Origin of the sequence: Bacillus sp. FSL L8-0099 (assembly GCF_038006385.1) — a bacterium.
Classification (GTDB): Bacteria; Bacillota; Bacilli; order Bacillales; family Bacillaceae_G; genus Bacillus_A; species Bacillus_A toyonensis.
This window is the reverse complement of sequence record NZ_JBBOVC010000002.1, coordinates 122,691-142,270: the sequence shown is the minus strand read 5'-3', so window position 1 is coordinate 142,270 and position 19,580 is coordinate 122,691. Positions and strand designations below refer to the sequence as shown.

The following is a 19,580-nucleotide window of genomic DNA, read 5'->3' as shown; positions in this document are numbered from 1 at the left end:
TAGTCAGATAGGCTCTTATGTGTAATAGCATAAGAGCCTATCTGTTGTACTTTTAACTAAAAGAGAAAAATGATGTAATTAATCTTTTTTAAATGGTACTATTTATTTTTATAAGAGTTCACATAATCGTTAGCTCTCTTTTTAGCGTATATCTGTAAGTTGTTAAAAAACGTATCAGTGCTTAAGTAAATGATATTTATTATCTTACAAAAGCGTAATGTTAGTGTCACCTAAAGGAATTTTGCTATTAAGAAGATTAGGATATAATTTTTGTGAAAAGAGATGTGAGGTGAATAATATGAAACGAATTATGCTCATGTGTAGTGTTGTTGTTTTCTTTACAGTATTATTAACAGGTTGTAACTTAAACCGTCTCGGTACAGAAACATATTATGTGCAAATTACCAAGGATGGTGAACAATTAAAAGAGAAAAATGTAAATGGGGATACAACTTACCAATATAAATTATCTGGATTTGATAAGGATGGTAAAGAGAAAGAAATGGAGTTTACAGCATTAAAAAATCTTCGTAAAGAAGCATTTTTACTTATATACTACTCTGAGGAAAAAGGTGTGAAATCTTGGGAAGAGGTTAAGATAGACGAACTCCCTACAAAAGTAAAAGAAAAATTAAAGGTGAATTAACATATAAAAGCCGCCATTGTTAGAGAAATATAGGCCCTATTTGTTTAGAGTTTCAAAAGCAAAAGACTGACAGTTATTGTCAGTCTTTTGCTTTTACAGGGATAAGCACATAATTTTGAGGTGCTTTAAGTACTAAGAAGGTTTAATTTTGTTTATGTATTTGTTGTGGCTTAATGGATTTCATAATGGTTATGATATAATAAAATTCAAGTATAATAAGGGGGATTAATTAAATGATTTTTCAAAGCATGATAACAGCTATTATAGAAAAATTACAAGAGACGGTGAATCCCTATTGGATAATTGTGTTTGGATCAACGGCTGAGAACAGAGAACGGGAAGATAGCGATATTGATATAGCTTATTTAAGTGACACAACTTTAGGGAACTATGAACGTTTTTTATTAGCACAGGAGTTAGCTAACATTGTTCATAGAGATGTTGATTTAGTTGATTTATCCGAAGCTTCTACAGTTTTTCAAGCTCAGATTATACATACAGGAAAGACAATATTTTGTTCTGATGAAGAACGGAAAATTATTTTTGAAATGAAAACTTTAAAAATGTATTCAAAATTGAATGAGGAACGCAAGATAGTATTCGATGATATAAAGAAAAGAGGGTCTATATATGAAGAATGAGGTTATTTTAAATAAAATTTCCACAATAGAGCGCTGTATAAAAAGAATCCAAGATGTATATGGAAATGACCCTGAAAATTTGGAGGATTACACAAAGCAAGATTCAATAATATTGAATATACAAAGAGCTTGTGAAGCGAGTATTGATTTAGCAATGCATATTGTTGCTGGGAAAAAATTAGGACTACCCCAATCTAGTCGAGAGGCTTTTGATTTATTGGTTACAGCGGGGTTACTTAACGCAGAGCTAGCAAATAAGTTAAAGGCGATGGTGGGATTTCGTAATATTGCGGTTCATGATTATCAAAGTGTAAATTTAGATATTGTTCGTCAAATTATTGAAAAACATTTAACTGATTTTAAACTATTTACGAAAGAAGTTATGGGGATATTGGAATTTTAGGGGAAGGAACAGAATAGTAGAGCTAAGCAAGTAAGCAATTTTGAGATCCACGAATTAGCTATTGATAGTAAGGTTAAGAAAACACCATCATATACAATTTTATACCTTACAATTTCAAAAACAAAAAGAAATGAAACTTAAATGTAGAATAAAAAGGGACCTAGTTAGTAGGTCTCTTTTTTATTTTCGAAAAATATTTAATAAAAACCAGTCTTCATTCCTCACGGATAAACATACTAAAACAACACGAGTTGAAAATTCCAATAAAATAACTATTCTTTAACACCTATTTTGCTCCTCTTGCTGTTAACAAGTACCAAACATAATTTATAAAGTTCACTAAGGGTGGTTTTTGCTCATCCCCTCGAAAAGGGAAAATAAGAAAAAAGCAAGCTTCCCTTTTAAGAAGATTTGATTTTTTCTAAGCTATATTCATATTCTTTGACTCTTCTACATTTGCTATGGTAAGCGCTTTAATAAATACAACATATTTATTGATTAACAAAAATATAAAACCCTTTTTCCCATCGATCTTTGAGCCATTGCAATTCTTTTTTCATATTGGGAACGTATTCGTTTGTTCGTTCCATCAATTTATAGGTTTCCACTAGTTCCAAACATCGATTTGGACTAGTAAGAGAATGTATAAAGAGCATATCACGTTTTGTTACCGAACCAAAAGAGATCCCTTCACGGCTCACCGATAATAACTCTTGAATTTCCTCTTGATCCATATTTGTTTTCTTTAGATAATTATTCATATCAATGAATGTAGTGTAACTCCATTTCATATTGTCATAATCATTTTCTTGTAGGAGCATTTCACGATAGGATTCCATATCATGTATGAGGAAATTGCGAATCGCGTCTATAGAAAATTGCATGTACCAAACTTCCTTTACTGTATAGGGTATGTGTGAGTTTTGAGGTTCCTTTAAAAAAAGTATTCTCCTAATATGTAGGGAAATACTTTTTTACTTTACCATATATTTAAGTTCTTAGCTGATTTTAAAACCTGGTAATTTTGAAGGGAGAATCTTCATCGCTTCTCCTGTTTTTGGATTACGACCGTTACGCTCTGCAAGTTCCTGGACTTCGGATGTCCTTAGAAACCAAGCAGCTGTATTTTTTCTCCTTGTTGTAAAGGTTTGGCGATTTGGTCCAATACTATTTGTAGCGCAGAAGACGTATCTTTTGTGTTAAGTTTGTTTCTCGTTTAATGAGCAGGGAAAGGTCATTGGAATAAATTCAAGTAAAATTGCACAAAAAGAAGTTGAAAGAATCGGATTTGCAATTCCAATTAATAAAGCTAAAACAGTTCTAGAATCTCTTGAAAAAGAAGGGATAGTTAAACGTCCAAATGATAGGTGTACAGCTATTTGATGGAGAGAAAATTAAAAATTTTGCACGTAATCAATTAAAATTGCCAAAAGAGATAACAAATGGTGAAATTAACGGATCAATAATAGTCTGATTTTGAACAAACTAATCCGGTAAATTGATTTAACTTTTTTTAATTCTATACACATGAATTCAATTCTAGTTCAAACTATTTTTGGATTATCTAAATCTGGTAAAGTTAAAGCTCATAGCTAAGTTTGTAGGTTGGATACATATAAAAATGGTTATTCTTGTTTTTCCAATCGTGTAATCTATTCATCTGAAAAATGTTCTTCAGAATGTACTAATAGCAATGGGAATTACAGGTATAAAGGGTACAAAGTAAAAAGGTAAGCGCACTAAAATTGTTAGAGAAACTAGTAGTAAGAGATATTAGCAAACTGTAAAAAAAACCTTCAATAGGTTCTTTTTATAGTTGGTAAATATGTTATCAACAATAGATGGTAATAAAGATAAAAATTCAGACACTTTATAGTAATGGGCTAAGTTTTCTTAGGAAGAAATCTATTTCTCATGACTGATCGCTAGATATAATAGGATATATCATTTATTAATTTGGGTGGGTGATTTAGCTTTTTGAATTTACCACACTTAAATTTAAATTTTGTTTAGGGACAAAATGTTAAAGTTATACATTCTGAATTAACAGAAAATTAAGGCGGTAAAAATCCTATTAAATCTTTTATCAGGTAAACTCATATTTCTTTGGCCTTATTTTCATGGTATTACCGAACGTTTATATGTCTCTAAGGGAAAGAAATACTTTAAGTTTTATTACCATCTAATGTTTGATTAAGATGGTAACATGAAAATAGAACGTTTACAACTAGAAAATAAAGAAAAAATATAAAAATTCGACTTTTTTCGACATTTCTACTATGAGAGAAAGAATCTAAATTAAGTAAATCTTATATTTAGAGGGGGTATTTATCTTATAAATAACGGTTAAAACATTTGCAAATGTTTCACGAGTAATTAAAAACGTCTAATATAAAATTATATTGTGACAATTTTAAACGAACATACTTTATAATTCATACTTAGACTAACAAATTAATTAATAATAAATTAAATACGCTATATTTAATAGAGTATAATATGGAATATTTAACTATAATATTCCATATTATATATAATTATAAATCATTTAACATATTTGTTGCGGGAAATTTTTACATAAGATATTTTAAATATTAAGCACAGAAACATTTCAAAGAAAAAGAGCTATTTTAAAATGTACCCTAAAAACGTTTTTCCTAAAAAGTAGTAAGATTTTGCAAATCGTTTCTGTGCCTAATTAGATGAAAATAATATAATAAATTGTTTAAAAGAGATAAAAATGAGTTACTTTTATGGAGAAATATACATCCCATACTATTAAAATTATGTCAAATTGCAGCATACAAATTACATTTTTCTATCTTACAGACTGCACAAATACCATTATTGGTAACTTGCCTAAGTTTTAACATCACATTCATCACTTTTTGTCCAATAAGATTAATAGGGTCAAAAAATGTGCCGCTATCTACTATGAAAATATAAGAAATATGAAGAATTATTTATAAAAAAAGTAATATAGTAATAAAATTATTCGGTTGTTTATAAGTTGATTTTCAATATTTTTGACGTTTTTTAAATGATTTTCATTTATTTTTATATAAAGAGGACATTTATTGTGTTGTTTGAAGAGAAGTGCATGGGTGTTAACAGTTCATTTGTATATAAAAGATAAACAGTTGAGTGTATAATAAATGATCTTTTAAAGTATTTCATGTATACACACAAGTGTTGTTGAGTTATTTATTCAAAGTATAACCATAAAAATCTATAAAATATTATATACAAAAATAATAATAGAGGTATTCATTATGAAATTAATAAAAGGAATATTCGTTTCTACGATTGCACTTACATCTTTTACAGGATTAGAGTTAATTAAAATTAATGAAGATCCCAATGTAGTGTATGCAGATTCGAAAGATTCTTCACAAAATATAAGTCAATTCCAGGGAGATATTAAAGAAGGAGATAAAATTATTTTAAAGTTTAAAAGTGAAGTGAATTTCCCGTATAAGGATGGACTCGAAAATCAAATAAAAGATGAAGATAGCGATTTGGAATTAGTAAAAATCTTCTCTGAATTTCCGCAACTAACATTAAAGCGTTTATTTACATCTGTAAATCCGAGAGAGATTGAAAACATCGATAAACATACAAGGGAAACTGAAAATAATTCATCTTCTAATTTACTAGATTATTATATTGTAGAAGTGCCTAATAAAGTAACAGCTGAAACATTGATGGACAAGTTTAAGAAATCTCATCTTGTTGAAGAAGTATATATGCAAGAAAAACCAACCCTTTTACCAGAAGTACAATTACCTACTGTATCGCTTAACCCTTACGACGATCCAAGATTTTTAAACCAGGGATATCTTAAGGAAGCACCATATGGGATTAATGCATCTTATGCATGGAGCATTAAAGGTGGAGATGGAAAAGGAACTACTTTTGTAGATATGGAGTATGGGTGGTTATTAGACCATGAAGATTTAGTAAATCAAAAAGTTGAGCTTATATCTGGTAGAAATATAGATCAACACGTTGGCCATGGAACTTCTGTTCTTGGGATTGTTTCTGCTGAAGATAATAAGGTTGGTAATATAGGAATTGCACCAAAGGCTAAGGTAAAAGTAGTATCCCAAATAAGAGGTGATGGGTCGTATAATACGGCTGATGCGATAATAGATGCTGTACATAATTTACAAGCTGGGGATATTTTATTATTAGAGGCACAAGCTTCTTATGATGGATATGGAGATAAATATTTACCTGTTGAAGTACAGCCAGATATCTTTGATGCAATACGAGCTGGAACAGATAAAGGAATTATTGTGATAGAAGCCGGAGCAAATGGTTCTAATGACCTTGATCAATTTAGAGATAGGAATGGAAAACAGGTATTAAATCGCAATAGTCCGGACTTTAAAGATTCAGGAGCTATAATGATTGGAGCCGCATCGTCAACTGTTCCTCATAAACGTTTATGGTTTTCAAATTATGGTAGTAGAATTGATGTTTATGGTTGGGGGGAAAACGTAGATACAACTCGTGCTGAACCTAATAGGATTACTAAAAATCTCTATACGACTGGCTTTAGTGGTACATCTAGTGCTTCTCCAATTATTGCTGGAGCAGCGACTTCAATACAAGGTGTGGCTAAAGAACATTTAGGTCGTCCATATAAACCAGCTGAATTAAGAAATATACTAAGTAATCCAAATACAGGTACCAAATCTCAAAATCCGTTAACAGATAAAATTGGTGTTTTGCCAGATTTAAAGTCAATCTTGTCAAATTTGGGATATAGCCCAGATATATCAAATAATGTTTTAGAGGGAAACCAATTTGTATGGTCAATGAAAGGAATAGGAGATTTTGAATTTGCAAAATTAGATTTTAATAAGACAAAAGAAGAAATGCAAATTCAATTAAAAGCGGGTGTACCACATCATTACTTTGATAGTACATATGCGAGTGTGAAAGTCCAAAATTCATCTGGAAAAGTGGTATATAGTAAAGATATTTATGGAAACAGGCAACAAAATGCTGAAACACAAAAAATTCCGGTGAAAGTCGGAGACTATATTGAGTTTACACATTTAGAGGGTGGAAACCGGGCGACTCTTATAAATGTGGATAAAAATATACAGGAGAGTTTTGGTAAGAAGATAGTGTATCAAGTTACAGTTAATGGTCTTAAGAAAGTTGATCAAATTATTAATCTTAACCCAGATACGGAAGCTCCTACACGGCCTGAAGGATTACAAGCAACCAGCATTACTGCAAATAGCGTAGAGTTAAAATGGAATTCATCAACAGATAACGTAGGTGTGAAAGAATATCAAGTATTACGTGACGGAAAATTCATTCAAACGGTACAGGGAACTACATTTACTGATAGTAAACTGACTGCTAACATAGAATACAAATATACTGTGAAGGCTATAGATACAGCTGGAAATGAGTCTATTCAAAGCAGTGTTCTTAGTGTAAAAACAAAAGAGCAAAATACCTCTTATGAAAAATGGGATCCGAGGAAAGCATATACAAAAGGGGATAGAGTAGAGTATCAAGGGAAAATCTATGAAGCTGTTCAAAGTTATCAAGGAAACGGAGATTCGAATTGGATATTCTCGTTATCCTTATGGAAACCAATTTCAATAAGTTGATGATATCGTCTGATATAAATATAGTCTATTTGAGAGAATAGTTACTTCATAACTAGCTAAATAAATTTTATCTCATAAGAAGAAGGCGCCTTTTAGGTGCCTTTTTCTTATGAACTATATTATCCCTTACTAGTGAAGTATCTTACTTTAAATTTCTTTAAAGTAAACAATTCAGCTGATATAATGGCTGCACCAACTACAGAACCTAACCAGTTTCTCCAACCTAAGGCATTAAAAGATGAGTAGTTTTTAATGGGTTTTTAAGGGGAATATACAAGGAAAAGGAAGGTGTAATCCTTCCTTTTCTTATCCAGTATGTCCATGTGAATATTTGATAATATTTACCGTACTTTGAGTTCCTGTTGAAGAACTCGATCCAAAAGTTACTGTGACAACAATTAAGATACCAAGTAAGCTAACCGCTAATTTTCTCATTTTAATGCTCCTTTTTTAAACTTTTTTTCACTGGCTTTGCTAGCTTCATAATAGTAATAGCTTGCTTTTACATGATTATTTTCTTTATAAAATTGGGTTGCTAACTTTTCAGTATATTCATTTATATACTCATATAGTTCTTCGCGTTCAAAATAAGAAATTCCTTCTAAAATGGCTTTTTCTACATCACTTGCACAACTATTAAGGTTCATTTTTTCTAAAATATTAAAGTGATGTATATAACCTTCAATACATAACTGAGTGGAAAGTTGTATTCCCTTTTCAATTAGCTCTTGAGCTACTTGGTTTTCTCCTAATTTATAATGTTCTCTTGCCTCAATAAATAAAGCTTTATAATCACTTGGTAGTTTTTGATTAACTTCAGATAAATATCGTAATGCTAACTCAGAAAGGTTTTGTGTAGCATACATAAATCCTAGATTGTGACGGACAATTAAAATATTGTATTCTAAATTTTCTTTTTGGAATGCATCCATCGCTGAAATATAATGTTCTTCGGCTAATTCCCACTCTCTTAAATGAGTACATGCCAGCCCGTATAAGTTATTGCAAAAGGCAACTTTTAATTCATATCCCATGTGTTTTGAAAAGATATCTTTAGCTTTCATAGCATGATTAATACATAAGATCGATTTATGTGTATGACAGTAGAAAACAGCCAATTCATAATGAAATTCAGCGTATTCAATTTCGTCAGGTATTGTTGATAATAAACTTTCAGCTTTATCAAAATGTATTCTTGCAAGATTATGATTACCCGTAACATTCGAATGTATTGCTTTAAAGAAGTGATAATAGTATGAAAGGAAGTCATCTGTAGGAATCCCGTAAGCATCACATTGTTTAAAACTATCTTTAGAAATACTTAAACTATCAACTAGATATTGGTGTCTAAAATAAAGAAGTGAGTAGTGTAATAGTATGGTTTGATTTTCTTCTATATCTTGGATTTTATTTTCAATTTCTTGTTTCAGTAATTGAGCGGCATCTACATGCCTAGCTCTAATTTCCTGATACCATTCATTTAATAAATGATTTATTTGTTCGTGCCCCTTTAATTGAACATTCATTGTTCAGTCTCATCCTCTCTCTATAGATACTATACAGCAATTAGTATCATAGCAGAGTTTTCCTCTATTAAAATCTATTAAACAGCATTTTTCAATATAAGACGAAATATTCTATTAATTATATTTGGATTAATTTTGACATAAATAGTATTTATTATTGTTATTTTTGTAAAAATAATCTCTTATTCAAGCTACAAAGCAGATAAGAAATATTTTCTCAACAGGATAAAAGGTATTCATCCATAAGTACTATGTATGAGGATAATAGGAAAATAGAAATAAATAATAAAGGGGAATGTGAAATGATAACATTAGAAAACGAGTGGGATATAAAAGAAATTTCGGAAGAGAATGTAGATTTGTTAAAGGTTATGGCTCATCCAGTAAGATTACAAATTGTAAATGAATTAATGCATCATAAAAAATACAATGTTACACAGTTAACGGAAATATTAAGGCTCCCTCAATCCACAGTTTCACAGCATTTATCAAAATTGAGAAGAACTGTACTCCATACAGAAAGAAGAGGATTAGAAGTATATTATTATATTGGAAATGCTAAAGCTAGTCAGATTGTAGAAATTTTAGGTTTGTAGGTTAATAATATGCAAAAAAAGTTCCTTTTATAAAGTAAGGAACTTTTTTTATTTATATATAATAATTTCATTTTGTAAGAATTACTGTGTAGATAAGAAAATATTGCTCATATAATTTCTGTACATTTCAAAGGAGTGTAATGAAATAAGGTCTACTTATTTATTTTCAATAGAACTTATCAAAAGCCTCTGTAAAAACAGAGGCTAATATGCTAGATAAAGATAGAGAATTTATGGAAGTGTATGTAAGATTAATCAATCATAAGTTTGTTATTTCTGAATTAGTTGTAAGGCTTTCATCTGTTCTAAAAGAATTAAATTGTTTTGTTCAATCATCTTTGCCACTGCTTCAAAGTATGCTTGATTCTCAAGAACCTCAATCCGCTTCTCTTTAGGAAGTGATTGAAGTATTTCTTTCATTTCTTTACATTCGTATATGCTATTCTCTGAGTCGTCTATTAATTTATTGCGACGATTTGTGTATTCAAGTGCACCTAACGTCGCTAATGTGCGGGTATCTAGTCCTAGGATTTCCATGCATACATCTCCTTTCCTCTCTAATAATTCGATAGGGGAAAGGAGATTCCTTTAATGATTTGGTGGGGTTTTTATATTGCAATGCTTATAGGTGATGCTCCAACTGTTACTACTGTATTTACGGTATAATCAACGGAGTTAAGAATTGTAACTGTATTTTGTTCCGGCTGAGCAATATAGATGAATTGCCCATCAGGTGTAAATGCAGCGTCTGCTGGACAATTGATTGAAATCGTTCCTGTGGATAGTTGTTGTGCTGTATCAATAATATTGATTTCATTGGTTGTTTTGTCTCCTAGCAATGCTAAGGGTTGATTAGGTGAAAGAGAAAGGAACGAGTTGTAATAAGCTCCAGTAAGAATAGTCTCAACCTCATGGAAAGTGGACAAGTCTATAACTATAAGAGCTGTCCCAGACCCTGGAAATTCTCCTGTAACATAAGCGAATCCGTCAAGCAAACTGATTTCTATGATATTTGGATAATCGCTTGAAGTAGGATGTTCTGCTACGATATTTCCTGTATTTAGATCCAATTGTATAATACTCCAAGCTATAGCATTTACGATATAAGCGTATTGTCCATTTAAATCAATGGCTATACTTGAAAAGCCAAATCCCCCAAGTGAAGTAGTATTGGAAATGGTTTGAGTTAGAAGATTCAGTGTAGTAATTTCCATTGAATCAGTTGAAATATTTAGTATATACGCATACTGACTATCAGGAGAAAATCCAATATCGATTGGTTTGTTTATTGAGAAAGTAGAGGTAATAGTAAGAGTTTTGTTTTTAATCATAGATACACTATTATCATTGGAATGTAAAACTAAAGAGTATGCTTTGTTTGGGTTAACAGCAACCTTAATTGGCTGATAGGGAAGGTTAATGACATGCTCAACAGTCTTTGTTGCGGTGTTAATTACTGAGAGAGTATTATCATCTTTATTTGCTGTAAAAGCATAAATAGGAGGGTTTGGTGGCACTGGTAAAAGAGAAAGGGTGCCATTTAAGATAAATGTATTATCATCTTGTGGCGTGACTGTTAAACTCTTAAGTTTAAATCCACTAAAATCAAAGCAGCAATTAGAATCAGTTGTGTAATAAACAATCTGATTAATGGAGAATTTGTGCCATTTAGAAAAAGCTGCGGCTCCTTGTCCATATTGATTTTGAACAGGAGAAATACTAACAAGCATTGAAAGTACGCCATATATACGAACACTGTGTACTGGATAGGAAGCATTTGGTAAATCGGTTTGTAATAGGCAAGGGTTTGGTGTTTGCAGTGTACATGGTTCAAATGCACATTTTAATCGATCTGTATTCCATGTAACGGCACCGGTGTAATTCGTATCATTAATTATATATCCTTCAGGAGCTGTAATTAAAACCTCAAAATCTACATATTGATTGCACGTACCTTGGCAAGGTAACATGTACTTCACTTCCTTTATCAAAAATTATGTGTTTTTTCATGGAATCTATAAAGTTGATTACATACCGTATTAAAAAAATTTTAGATCCTATGCTTTTTAATAAGATAGTCATGTTTGAAAGGACTGTATTCTTTGATACAACATACAATTAGGTGGCAATGCTCTATATTATGCTTCTTATTTCCTAATGCTTGTACATATTGTGGTTATCTTAATCGTTAGAAGGTATAGTCCAATAATGGTAAAACATATTGAAGTAAATAGAAGGTTAATCTCGATGCGCTAAGTCTAATGATAGGACATACGATAAAGTGCTATTAAATTCGAGGAAGCCAAAGTATAAAAGGGGTATTTATGGCAGCTCGAATATCTATTACTGATTTATTGGATAGAAAAAGTAGCTGCACAAAACTACAGCTACTTTTTCTCAAAAACATTTTTATGCAAATAGCATCCTTAACGTAAACTTGCGCTTAATGGTACTTGTGAATAAACTGTGAAATTGTTACCATAAGTACCGTGTCTGGAAAATGAAGAAGAAATTGAACTGTTCCAATTTTTATAGGTAGATCCAGATGTATCTGCTCTTAGAAGGACGTTTGAAAAGCTAGCTTGGCTAAAAGAATTACGTCCAGTATCTTCAACACCCTGAACCATTTTTACTGGTTCATATTGAGAAAATGTACCATATACAGGCTGATTTGCGTATCTAGGGCTTCCATTTACATACATAGTAACCGTACCATTTCCGTTATTAACTAATTTAAGATTTACTCGATCACCATCTTTAATTGATGTATCATACTGTGTATTCCAATACTTACTGTTTTGACCGGATTCATTATATCCTGAATTAAGAAATACTTTATATCCACTTGGTGTTTTTGAAATACCACCTTCAACTTTAGACGCTCCAATACCTAAATACCAATTTACATATCCATCCTTAACAACAACTGACTTTGGTAGATTTATATCGGCTGCAATCCCGGTATAGTTACTATTTGTAACACTTTTTACAGCACCTTCTGTAGCTGCAAAGCTTGTAGTTGAAAACATTGATAGAGAAATTAGAAGTGAACCAACTAGATACATCATTTTTTTCTTACTTTTTTTTAATACTTGATTCATTTTAGGTCCCCCTTACTTTTTATTGTTAAATTGCATTGAAAGTTGGCCAACTAACTATGACTTACAAAGCAAAGATACATCAGGTTTCATTGGATGTATATATTTTCCTGTTATAAGTCATTGAAATGTCAAGCATATTAGTTGTTTCATATTTATCAATATAAATGGAGTTGACAGATTAAAGTGGCAGGTCTATTTAAATGTAAGAAGATTTTGTTAAAAATACTATTAAAACCCATAAATGTGTTGGGGGATAATATGTACTACGATTCATTTAGGAGAGAAATATGGAATGAACTTAGGGGGATTTTTCAAAGGGGATATCTGAAATGTTTAGAAATGGATTAAAAAAAAGGAAATAAATTAATAGTTTTTATTAAGGAATTCATTGTAATAGTTCGTAGATGAAGGGAAATATATGATTTAAAAGAAATGGATTTCCTATATAAAAGAAGAAAGGGGATCCAGCTATGGGAAATACAAAATCAAAGTTAAATAATGTAGCTATTGAAGTAGAGGCATTACAAGAAGAAAATGAACGTTTACGTATGGAAATTAATTATTTAAAAAAGTTAAAGACTATAGTTCAAAAAGAGAAGAAATTACAGAACAAGTCTAAGCGAAAGTAATTTATCTTAAAGAATTTGAAGTATGGAACATTATAAGATGGAATCAGATGACTATATAGGTTTTTATAATCACAAAAGAATTAAAGCGAAGTTAAAAGAAATGAGTCCAGTACAATACCGGACTCACATTCAAATAGCTGCTTAATTTTTTGTCTAAATTTTGGGACCAGTTCATAATAGGTGGTCGGTTGTGTGTTACGCTTAGCGATTGTTAGTTTTTAACTCATTTCATATTGCGTTTAGTTTAAGTATTGGGAGTAAAAGAATAGGAATAGAAAAATTAATGTTTTGCCAAATAATCTGTTAAAGAAACTTAAAGGAATAACAAGTTCTCCTAGTGTAAGGTTTTTGAGTTTATCCTTATTCGGTCTTTGTATTAATTCTTTAAATGTTTGGAAATTTATCCTATTAACGAAAGTCCAACTTGGCACAGCTTTTGTATCTGAACCTATTTTGAAAATGATATGAATACTACGTGTATGAAAACCGCTTATACTTAAAATAAGTATAAATCCTAAGATAATAAACCATGTCATTTTTCAACACCTCCTTGCAGTATTTAATATTAAGATATTAAAACTGTTGAGAAAGTGTGCTATTGTCCATGAAAAATATTGAAAACTTGTTGAGGAAACATTGAGAATGTTGCAATGCTATTGATCGTTGAGGAGTTAATTATGCTTTTTCATTTAATATTTATAGAAAAAGAAAATCAAAAAGAGAACAGTTGCGTGGACTGTTCTCTTAAGGAGCGGAAGTGCTGAACATTTTCAATGACAATGATTCAAGCATTCCGTTAATAGTATGTGCATATGTTTGCAGTTCATACAAGAAGGTAGCTAAAAATAGCTACCTTGCCTCAGGGAAAATTCAAGAAAATCAGAGATTTATTATGGATACAGATTGGCTGTTACCAATCTATTCGTATTATCGGAAAGGATTCCATAAATTATTCATAAGTTAAAATCTTACTTCATTATAGGGTCAGTGGCTAGCAGAGTAAAAAGAGCACTTTTGTAAAGTGCTCTTTTTAAGATGTGCATTAGGACTTGAAAGAGGCACCAATGACAATTTAAAAGGAGATATCTCTATACAACATATGGAGGTGCATTGGAAAGGTGACGAATCCTAATGGCATGGATTTCTTTAATCTTAGCAGGTTTGTTTGAAATGTTTGGTGTTGCCATGATAAATAAATTGCATAAAGACCGTAATTGGCAATCATTAGTTTTGTTAATTCTCGAATTTGGATTAAGTTTTATATTCCTTGCTTATGCAATGGAAATACTACCTATGGGAACAGCTTATGCAATTTGGACTGGAATTGGTGCGTTTGGTGGTGCAATTATAGGTATGGTTTTATATGACGAATCAAAAGATTGGAGAAGACTTGTTTTTATAGGTATAGTTTTAAGTGCCGCAATTGGTCTAAAACTCGTTTCAGAAATAATTTTTCGAATTAATCTATTAGGAAGACAATCTGTTTTTATTAAGCGAATTATCTTCTTGATTTTTTTATTTTTATTGAACAAAATGGCTCAATTGTTGAATAAAATGACACGCATTTTTTGATAAACTTAGTGTAAACTATACATTTTTTGTTACTAAACATAAGGAATCGGTTATTGATTTTACGGATCTTTTACTGAATGTTTTCCCGTAATGGTCAAAATTCATTTGAATTTTTTTTAGTTTAAACTCAACAAATAAGCTAACAGATCAAAAAAATCAATTTTGTATATCGTTTCTTAGCACCTAAAAAAATAAAATATAAGAAAATTATTCTTAAGAGAAGAGTGGAGAAATAACAGCTGTTATGTTTATAGAAATGTTAGACTTAAGGAAAAACACGTTTTATAAAATAATTAAAGAATATGAAGAAGCAAAGTAGCATCTAACCTATGGTAAGTGCTACTTTTTTATTTTATTTTCACCGATTAAGTTACTGAATTTTCAGAGATTATGAATGACAGCTGTTAAATAGTTAACATATTCATTTAGAAAAACCCGTTTTAAATAATATTAGACATGATCAAGGCAATACTTAATAACTAAAGAGAATAAGCAATTTAAACTTCAATTATAATAGGCAGGATCATTGGCTTTCTCTTTGTATGTGAGTATATAAAGTGGCCAAGTGTTTCTCTTATTTCTCTTTTTAGAACATTCCATTGGTAAATATGTGCTTTTTGTAATTTGTTGATAGTTTCTACAGCTAATTGATTAATTTTCTTTAAGAAATCTTCTGAGTCGCGAACATAAACAAACCCACGAGAAATTGTGTCAGGGCCAGAAATTATTTTTTCTTCTGTTTTACTCAGGGTGATAACTATTACAAGCATGCCATCTTCAGAAAGTTGTTTACGATCGCGCAATAAGGCGTTCCCAACATCTCCAATACCTAATCCATCTACATATATATTACCGGCAGGTATACGCCTAGTTTGCATGGCAGTTTGATTTTTAATATCAACAGCATCTCCATTGCCGATAACATAAATATTATCTTTCTTGACACCAACGGATTCGGCCAATTGACGGTGATGATGTAGCATTCTAAATTCACCGTGTATTGGAATGAAATATTTAGGTTTCATTAAAGTAAGCATCAATTTTAATTCCTCTTGATATGCATGTCCAGAAACATGCATTCCTGTTGAACTTCCAGATCCATAAATAACATTTGCTCCTAATAGGAATAGGTTATCTATAATACGTGAAACATTACGTTCATTTCCTGGTATAGGAGACGCAGACAAAATGACTGTGTCACCCGGTAAAATATCAACTTGTCGATAATTTCCACTAGCTAACCGGGCCAGAGCGGCCATAGGTTCACCTTGACTACCAGTGCAAAGTATAGCGACTTTTTCGGGCTCTAGCTGGTTAATTTCATTTGCTTCGATTAACATTCCTTCAGGTATATTCAAATAGCCTTGTTCTAAGGCAACAGAAACGACATTTACCATACTTCTTCCAAGGAGGGCAAGCTTTCTATTTGTTTTCAAGGCGGCATCTACTATTTGTTGTACACGATTTACATTAGAAGCAAAAGTAGATATAATAACTTTTCTTTGAGCTTTGATAAATGCTTCTTCAATCTTTTCACCTACTAACCGCTCTGATGGAGTAAATCCAGAACGTTCGGCATTCGTACTTTCTGAGAGGAGAGCTAAAACACCGTTACCTCCGATATTAGCCATTTTGTGGATGTCTGGATATTGATTGTTTACAGGAGTTAAATCAAATTTAAAATCACCTGTATGGACTACTGTACCCTCTGGTGTATGAAAAGCAATTCCAAGGCAATCCGGAATACTATGATTTGTTTTGAAAAAGGATAAATTTATTTGTCCAAACTCAATTAACGACTCAGAGTCAATAATAATTAATTGTGTCGAATCTTGAAGTTTATGTTCCTTTAATTTAATGCTGATTAAGCCTAAGGTTAATTTTGTTGCGTAAATTGGCACATTCAATTGCTTTAAAAGATACGGAATACCTCCAATGTGATCTTCGTGTCCATGTGTAACAATTAAGCCTCGAATTTTATCTTTATTTTCTTGCAAATATGTAATGTCAGGAATTATTAAATCTATTCCTAATAAACTCTCATCAGGAAATTTAGAACCACAATCAATGATTACAATGTCATTTGAATATTGTATGACATACATATTCTTACCAATTTCATTAACACCACCTAAAGCAAAAATAGATAGTTTTTCATTTATTGTACTCAAATGAATATCCTCCTTTTTAAAACAAGTTTACTTGAAGCTATGTAAAGGGTTATGACCAACCATTGATAAATAATTGGTCATAATTATCTTAAAGATCCATATCTTTTAATCCGGGACTATGCTCATTTGGCATTTCAGGAAGTTCTGGTACAGGAAAACCTTTTGGTGGGTCAGTTACTGTTAATGTTCCTTTGTTTCTACTTGGTGATTCACCTTGGAAAATTTCTCCCATTCTTGTTGGATCTAATCTAAAATTAAATTGTGCATTATGAAATCCCATATCTACATACTTTCTGCACTCTGGGTACTTATTAATATCATAGTTCGGCACAGGGAAAAGTTTCCCCCACTCAACACCCAATGTCTCTAATGCTTTTGCAAAGGCGTTTTGATGTGCATTATCACGTACAATTAAAAAGGCAAGTGTCTCTCTAAAAGTTTGATTTGAACTCATTTCATAAATTCTAGTCTTTTGAAGTACACCTGTTGATTCAAGTACTACATTATCTAGTAAATCACTAATTAAATTTCCATGACTGTATACCCAAGATCCATTCCATGGGTTTCCAGCCGCATCCACTGGCAATGAACTTTGAGCACCTACAATAAAGTGATGTGGGTTTGCATGCTTAACTGCCTCATCAAGAGGTGCTTTGTCAATACCAGCATTCCCTGGTGTAGGTTCACCAGCTCCATTTAATAGTTGATTAATTGTATTCTGCACGAGCTCTACATGGCTTATTTCTTCTAAAAAAACACCCCGAAGTAAATCACGATATTGCTTGTCTTTACCTCTGAAATTTGAGCTTTGGAAGAAGTATTGCATCATTGTACGCATTTCACCATAATGCCCACCTAATATTTCTTGTAGAACTTTTGCAGCAGCTGGATCTGGTTTGTCTGGCTTAATAATATTAATTAATTCCTCTTTATAATAAAACAAAGTATACACCTCATTTTTATAATAGATAACAGTGATTATGTTACCCCAATATAGGTAATTTATTCCTGGTATTAATTGAGGTATTCTAGATTTTATTTATATATCTCTATAATTATTTTGAGCGAAATTCAGTGTTATTACTTTTTTAAAAATATAATTTAAAATAGCTAAAACTCATATTTTATATATTTTATTAGTATTAATCAGTATGAAAGACACGTTGGTAAGGAGAAGAAATTAGAATATATAAGTTAAGTATTATATAAAAACAATTGGAAGGGAAAATTGTAATCCATTTTACTCCAACTTTCATTAGTCATATGGTAAATGAAGTAGAAGAGTATATAACAGTATTAAAATATTTAATAAAAGGGGAAGTACCACCTATTTTCATGAACTACATTATCACCTTGTGTGGTTAACAGATGCGGCTGGTCATGCTGGATCTATTTCAGGTGAGTTAGACCTTGTAGAAAAACGATTGAAAGAAAAGAGTGAGATGTACGCCAAACATTTTGAGCAGTTTTATTTAAAAGCTGTTGAAATGACGGGGTATCTACGTACAGAGCTTAAGTATTTTCCAGCTTTAAAGAAATTTACGAAAGATGTTTCATTAGAACTGAACTTATTTTCGCATTTTCTTCATGAAATAGAAGAGTTAGAATTATCTGAGCAAATATTAAGCTCATTATCTGCGAGTATGGCAGACCACATGGCAAGAGAGGAATGCTATTATTTATTAAAATTGGCACAATCATCTGGTTTAGAGATGCCAAAGTGTAATCCTCTGTAACAGTAGAAAAAAAGCCACAATTATGTGGCTTTTTTTCGTTTATTTCTTCTTTTTTCTTGCCTTTTTGTTGTTTTACTTGTTCAATACTAGCATTTAATGTCTCCGTAATATTTATAATATTTGGATTAGAATATATAGTTTCATTCTGTTCTTGTTGTTCAATTTTTTCTTCTATAAAATCAGTAAGTGCTTCTTTATATTCATCTACATATTCTTCTGGTCCAAACGGAGTGGTTAGATGATGAATTAGATTTATTGCTGTAGTCAATTCTTGTTTGTGAATAGGATAATCTTCATTATTTGGAAGACCGGGCATGTTTTTTATATTCCGAATCTCATCAGGATAATGGATGGTCTGTAGAATAAGGCCTTCTTCAAAGCTACGAATAATAGCTAGATTTGGTTGCTTACGGAGAGTAATATAAATAAGACCAAGTTTATTTGTTCTTTCTAAAGCTTCTTTTAATAACAAATAGGACTTTTCATTCCCATGGATAGGACCAATAAAATAGGAACAATCGAAAGAAATGGAATCAATTTCATCATTTTGGATAAAGGATGAAATGTGAATGATGCGTGGCTCATGTTTTTTTGTAGTGCTTATAATTCTTTATCTTCAACAATTATATATTTATGCGGCGCATATTCATAAGCTTTCACAATTTCTTCATCGCTTACTTCAGTATCCGTACAATTGGGAGCAATCTTTTTATATTTAATAGGAGTAAGACATTCCTTGTGAAGACTTAAAAATTTAATATCTTTCTCTTCTACAGCACTATATAGTCTAATGCCGATGTTTAATAATCCAAGTGAAAGAGAGCCTTTCCATACCGTGTGCATTTGAAACTTCTCCTTTCATAAAAAGAAAATGAATAGTTTTAGTATGAGTAATAAGAAAATTCATATGCATTTCTTATATT

15 protein-coding genes and 6 pseudogenes are annotated in these 19,580 nt (G+C 31.3%); 11 read left to right on the top strand and 10 right to left on the bottom strand.

The window, feature by feature from the left end:
- Positions 1-298 precede the first annotated feature (298 nt).
- From MHH42_RS28405 to hepT, 3 genes are all read left to right on the top strand, one after another.
- The gene (locus MHH42_RS28405) at positions 299-646 is read left to right on the top strand and encodes a YxeA family protein (RefSeq protein WP_000822237.1); all 348 of its coding nucleotides are present in this window, start codon (positions 299-301) and stop codon (positions 644-646) included.
- A 233-nt stretch (positions 647-879) separates the two neighbouring features.
- Positions 880-1,287, top strand: coding sequence for a type VII toxin-antitoxin system MntA family adenylyltransferase antitoxin (gene mntA, locus MHH42_RS28400; RefSeq protein ID WP_000577221.1), 408 nt, complete (start codon positions 880-882; stop codon positions 1,285-1,287).
- Entirely contained in the window at positions 1,277-1,690 is a 414-nt protein-coding gene (gene hepT, locus MHH42_RS28395; RefSeq protein ID WP_000787543.1) for a type VII toxin-antitoxin system HepT family RNase toxin, read from the top strand. Before mntA ends, hepT begins: the two co-directional genes overlap by 11 nt.
- A 491-nt stretch (positions 1,691-2,181) precedes the next feature.
- On the opposite strand, the gene MHH42_RS28390 is transcribed toward hepT, so the two are convergent.
- Both MHH42_RS28390 and MHH42_RS28385 read right to left on the bottom strand, forming a co-directional pair.
- A complete protein-coding gene (locus tag MHH42_RS28390) occupies positions 2,182-2,574 on the bottom strand; it encodes a hypothetical protein (protein ID WP_001160627.1) in 393 nt (130 codons plus the stop codon).
- Positions 2,575-2,688: 114 nt separating this feature from the next.
- Positions 2,689-2,856, bottom strand: coding sequence for an HU family DNA-binding protein (locus MHH42_RS28385; protein WP_371399151.1), 168 nt, complete (start codon positions 2,854-2,856; stop codon positions 2,689-2,691).
- Positions 2,857-2,905: 49 nt separating this feature from the next.
- Here MHH42_RS28385 and MHH42_RS28380 point away from each other — a divergent pair.
- Both MHH42_RS28380 and MHH42_RS28375 read left to right on the top strand, forming a co-directional pair.
- Positions 2,906-3,155, top strand: a pseudogene (locus tag MHH42_RS28380) (serine protease); the annotation flags it as partial.
- 1,807 nt (positions 3,156-4,962) lie between these two features.
- On the top strand, positions 4,963-7,326 hold the full coding sequence (locus tag MHH42_RS28375) for a putative mucin/carbohydrate-binding domain-containing protein (protein ID WP_097926931.1): 2,364 nt from the start codon (positions 4,963-4,965) through the stop codon (positions 7,324-7,326).
- 431 nt (positions 7,327-7,757) lie between these two features.
- Here the strand turns inward: MHH42_RS28375 and MHH42_RS28370 are convergent, their stop codons facing one another.
- Positions 7,758-8,852 (bottom strand): Rap family tetratricopeptide repeat protein, encoded by a 1,095-nt coding sequence (locus MHH42_RS28370; protein WP_001102661.1) that lies wholly within the window; start codon positions 8,850-8,852, stop codon positions 7,758-7,760.
- A 302-nt stretch (positions 8,853-9,154) separates the two neighbouring features.
- Here MHH42_RS28370 and MHH42_RS28365 point away from each other — a divergent pair, with 302 nt between their 5' ends.
- A complete protein-coding gene (locus tag MHH42_RS28365; RefSeq protein ID WP_000631147.1) occupies positions 9,155-9,448 on the top strand; it encodes an ArsR/SmtB family transcription factor in 294 nt (97 codons plus the stop codon).
- 270 nt (positions 9,449-9,718) lie between these two features.
- On the opposite strand, the gene MHH42_RS28360 is transcribed toward MHH42_RS28365, so the two are convergent.
- From MHH42_RS28360 to MHH42_RS28350, 3 genes are all read right to left on the bottom strand, one after another.
- A complete protein-coding gene (locus MHH42_RS28360; RefSeq protein ID WP_000404249.1) occupies positions 9,719-9,985 on the bottom strand; it encodes a hypothetical protein in 267 nt (88 codons plus the stop codon).
- Between the two features lie 71 nt (positions 9,986-10,056).
- Entirely contained in the window at positions 10,057-11,418 is a 1,362-nt protein-coding gene (locus tag MHH42_RS28355) for a YncE family protein (protein ID WP_097927185.1), read from the bottom strand.
- Positions 11,419-11,874: 456 nt separating this feature from the next.
- Positions 11,875-12,549, bottom strand: a complete 675-nt coding sequence (locus MHH42_RS28350; protein ID WP_061531663.1) for a hypothetical protein — start codon at positions 12,547-12,549, stop codon at positions 11,875-11,877.
- Between the two features lie 470 nt (positions 12,550-13,019).
- On the opposite strand from MHH42_RS28350, the gene MHH42_RS28345 reads away from it, so the two are divergent.
- Positions 13,020-13,178 carry a hypothetical protein gene (locus MHH42_RS28345; protein WP_000528553.1) on the top strand — a complete coding sequence of 53 codons (159 nt, stop codon included), beginning with the start codon at positions 13,020-13,022 and terminating at the stop codon, positions 13,176-13,178.
- Positions 13,169-13,323: pseudogene (locus MHH42_RS28340) on the top strand (IS3 family transposase); the annotation flags it as partial. The gene MHH42_RS28345 and the pseudogene MHH42_RS28340, both read left to right, overlap by 10 nt.
- 94 nt (positions 13,324-13,417) lie before the next feature.
- Here MHH42_RS28340 and MHH42_RS28335 read toward each other — a convergent pair.
- Entirely contained in the window at positions 13,418-13,714 is a 297-nt protein-coding gene (locus MHH42_RS28335) for a hypothetical protein (RefSeq protein WP_000219726.1), read from the bottom strand.
- A 595-nt stretch (positions 13,715-14,309) separates the two neighbouring features.
- Here MHH42_RS28335 and MHH42_RS28330 point away from each other — a divergent pair.
- Together MHH42_RS28330 and MHH42_RS28325 are read left to right on the top strand one after the other, a co-directional pair.
- Positions 14,310-14,621 (top strand): annotated as a pseudogene (locus MHH42_RS28330) (DMT family transporter); the annotation flags it as partial.
- Positions 14,622-14,970: 349 nt separating this feature from the next.
- A pseudogene (locus tag MHH42_RS28325) lies at positions 14,971-15,069 on the top strand (recombinase family protein); the annotation flags it as partial.
- Between the two features lie 178 nt (positions 15,070-15,247).
- On the opposite strand, the gene MHH42_RS28320 reads toward MHH42_RS28325, so the two are convergent.
- On the bottom strand, positions 15,248-16,921 hold the full coding sequence (locus MHH42_RS28320) for a ribonuclease J (RefSeq protein ID WP_340894955.1): 1,674 nt from the start codon (positions 16,919-16,921) through the stop codon (positions 15,248-15,250).
- An 88-nt stretch (positions 16,922-17,009) separates the two neighbouring features.
- On the bottom strand, positions 17,010-17,864 hold the full coding sequence (locus tag MHH42_RS28315) for a manganese catalase family protein (protein WP_340894954.1): 855 nt from the start codon (positions 17,862-17,864) through the stop codon (positions 17,010-17,012).
- Between the two features lie 230 nt (positions 17,865-18,094).
- On the opposite strand from MHH42_RS28315, the pseudogene MHH42_RS28310 reads away from it, so the two are divergent.
- Positions 18,095-18,657, top strand: a pseudogene (locus MHH42_RS28310) (DUF2935 domain-containing protein); the annotation flags it as partial.
- A gap of 43 nt (positions 18,658-18,700) precedes the next feature.
- Here the strand turns inward: MHH42_RS28310 and ku are convergent.
- Positions 18,701-19,500: pseudogene (gene ku / locus MHH42_RS28305) on the bottom strand (non-homologous end joining protein Ku); the annotation flags it as partial.
- Positions 19,501-19,580: the final 80 nt, after the last annotated feature.

What these genes read in the sequence shown, in the direction of transcription:
- hepT (WP_000787543.1), top strand. Translation starts at nt 1,277, where the DNA reads ATGAAGAATGAGGTTATTTTAAATAAAATTTCCACAATAGAGCGCTGT.
- MHH42_RS28365 (WP_000631147.1), top strand. Translation starts at nt 9,155, where the DNA reads ATGATAACATTAGAAAACGAGTGGGATATAAAAGAAATTTCGGAAGAG.
- mntA (WP_000577221.1), top strand. Translation starts at nt 880, where the DNA reads ATGATTTTTCAAAGCATGATAACAGCTATTATAGAAAAATTACAAGAG.
- MHH42_RS28360 (WP_000404249.1), bottom strand. Translation starts at nt 9,985, where the DNA reads ATGGAAATCCTAGGACTAGATACCCGCACATTAGCGACGTTAGGTGCA.
- MHH42_RS28405 (WP_000822237.1), top strand. Translation starts at nt 299, where the DNA reads ATGAAACGAATTATGCTCATGTGTAGTGTTGTTGTTTTCTTTACAGTA.
- MHH42_RS28390 (WP_001160627.1), bottom strand. Translation starts at nt 2,574, where the DNA reads ATGCAATTTTCTATAGACGCGATTCGCAATTTCCTCATACATGATATG.
- MHH42_RS28350 (WP_061531663.1), bottom strand. Translation starts at nt 12,549, where the DNA reads ATGAATCAAGTATTAAAAAAAAGTAAGAAAAAAATGATGTATCTAGTT.
- MHH42_RS28355 (WP_097927185.1), bottom strand. Translation starts at nt 11,418, where the DNA reads ATGTTACCTTGCCAAGGTACGTGCAATCAATATGTAGATTTTGAGGTT.
- MHH42_RS28370 (WP_001102661.1), bottom strand. Translation starts at nt 8,852, where the DNA reads ATGAATGTTCAATTAAAGGGGCACGAACAAATAAATCATTTATTAAAT.
- MHH42_RS28345 (WP_000528553.1), top strand. Translation starts at nt 13,020, where the DNA reads ATGGGAAATACAAAATCAAAGTTAAATAATGTAGCTATTGAAGTAGAG.
- MHH42_RS28375 (WP_097926931.1), top strand. Translation starts at nt 4,963, where the DNA reads ATGAAATTAATAAAAGGAATATTCGTTTCTACGATTGCACTTACATCT.
- MHH42_RS28335 (WP_000219726.1), bottom strand. Translation starts at nt 13,714, where the DNA reads ATGACATGGTTTATTATCTTAGGATTTATACTTATTTTAAGTATAAGC.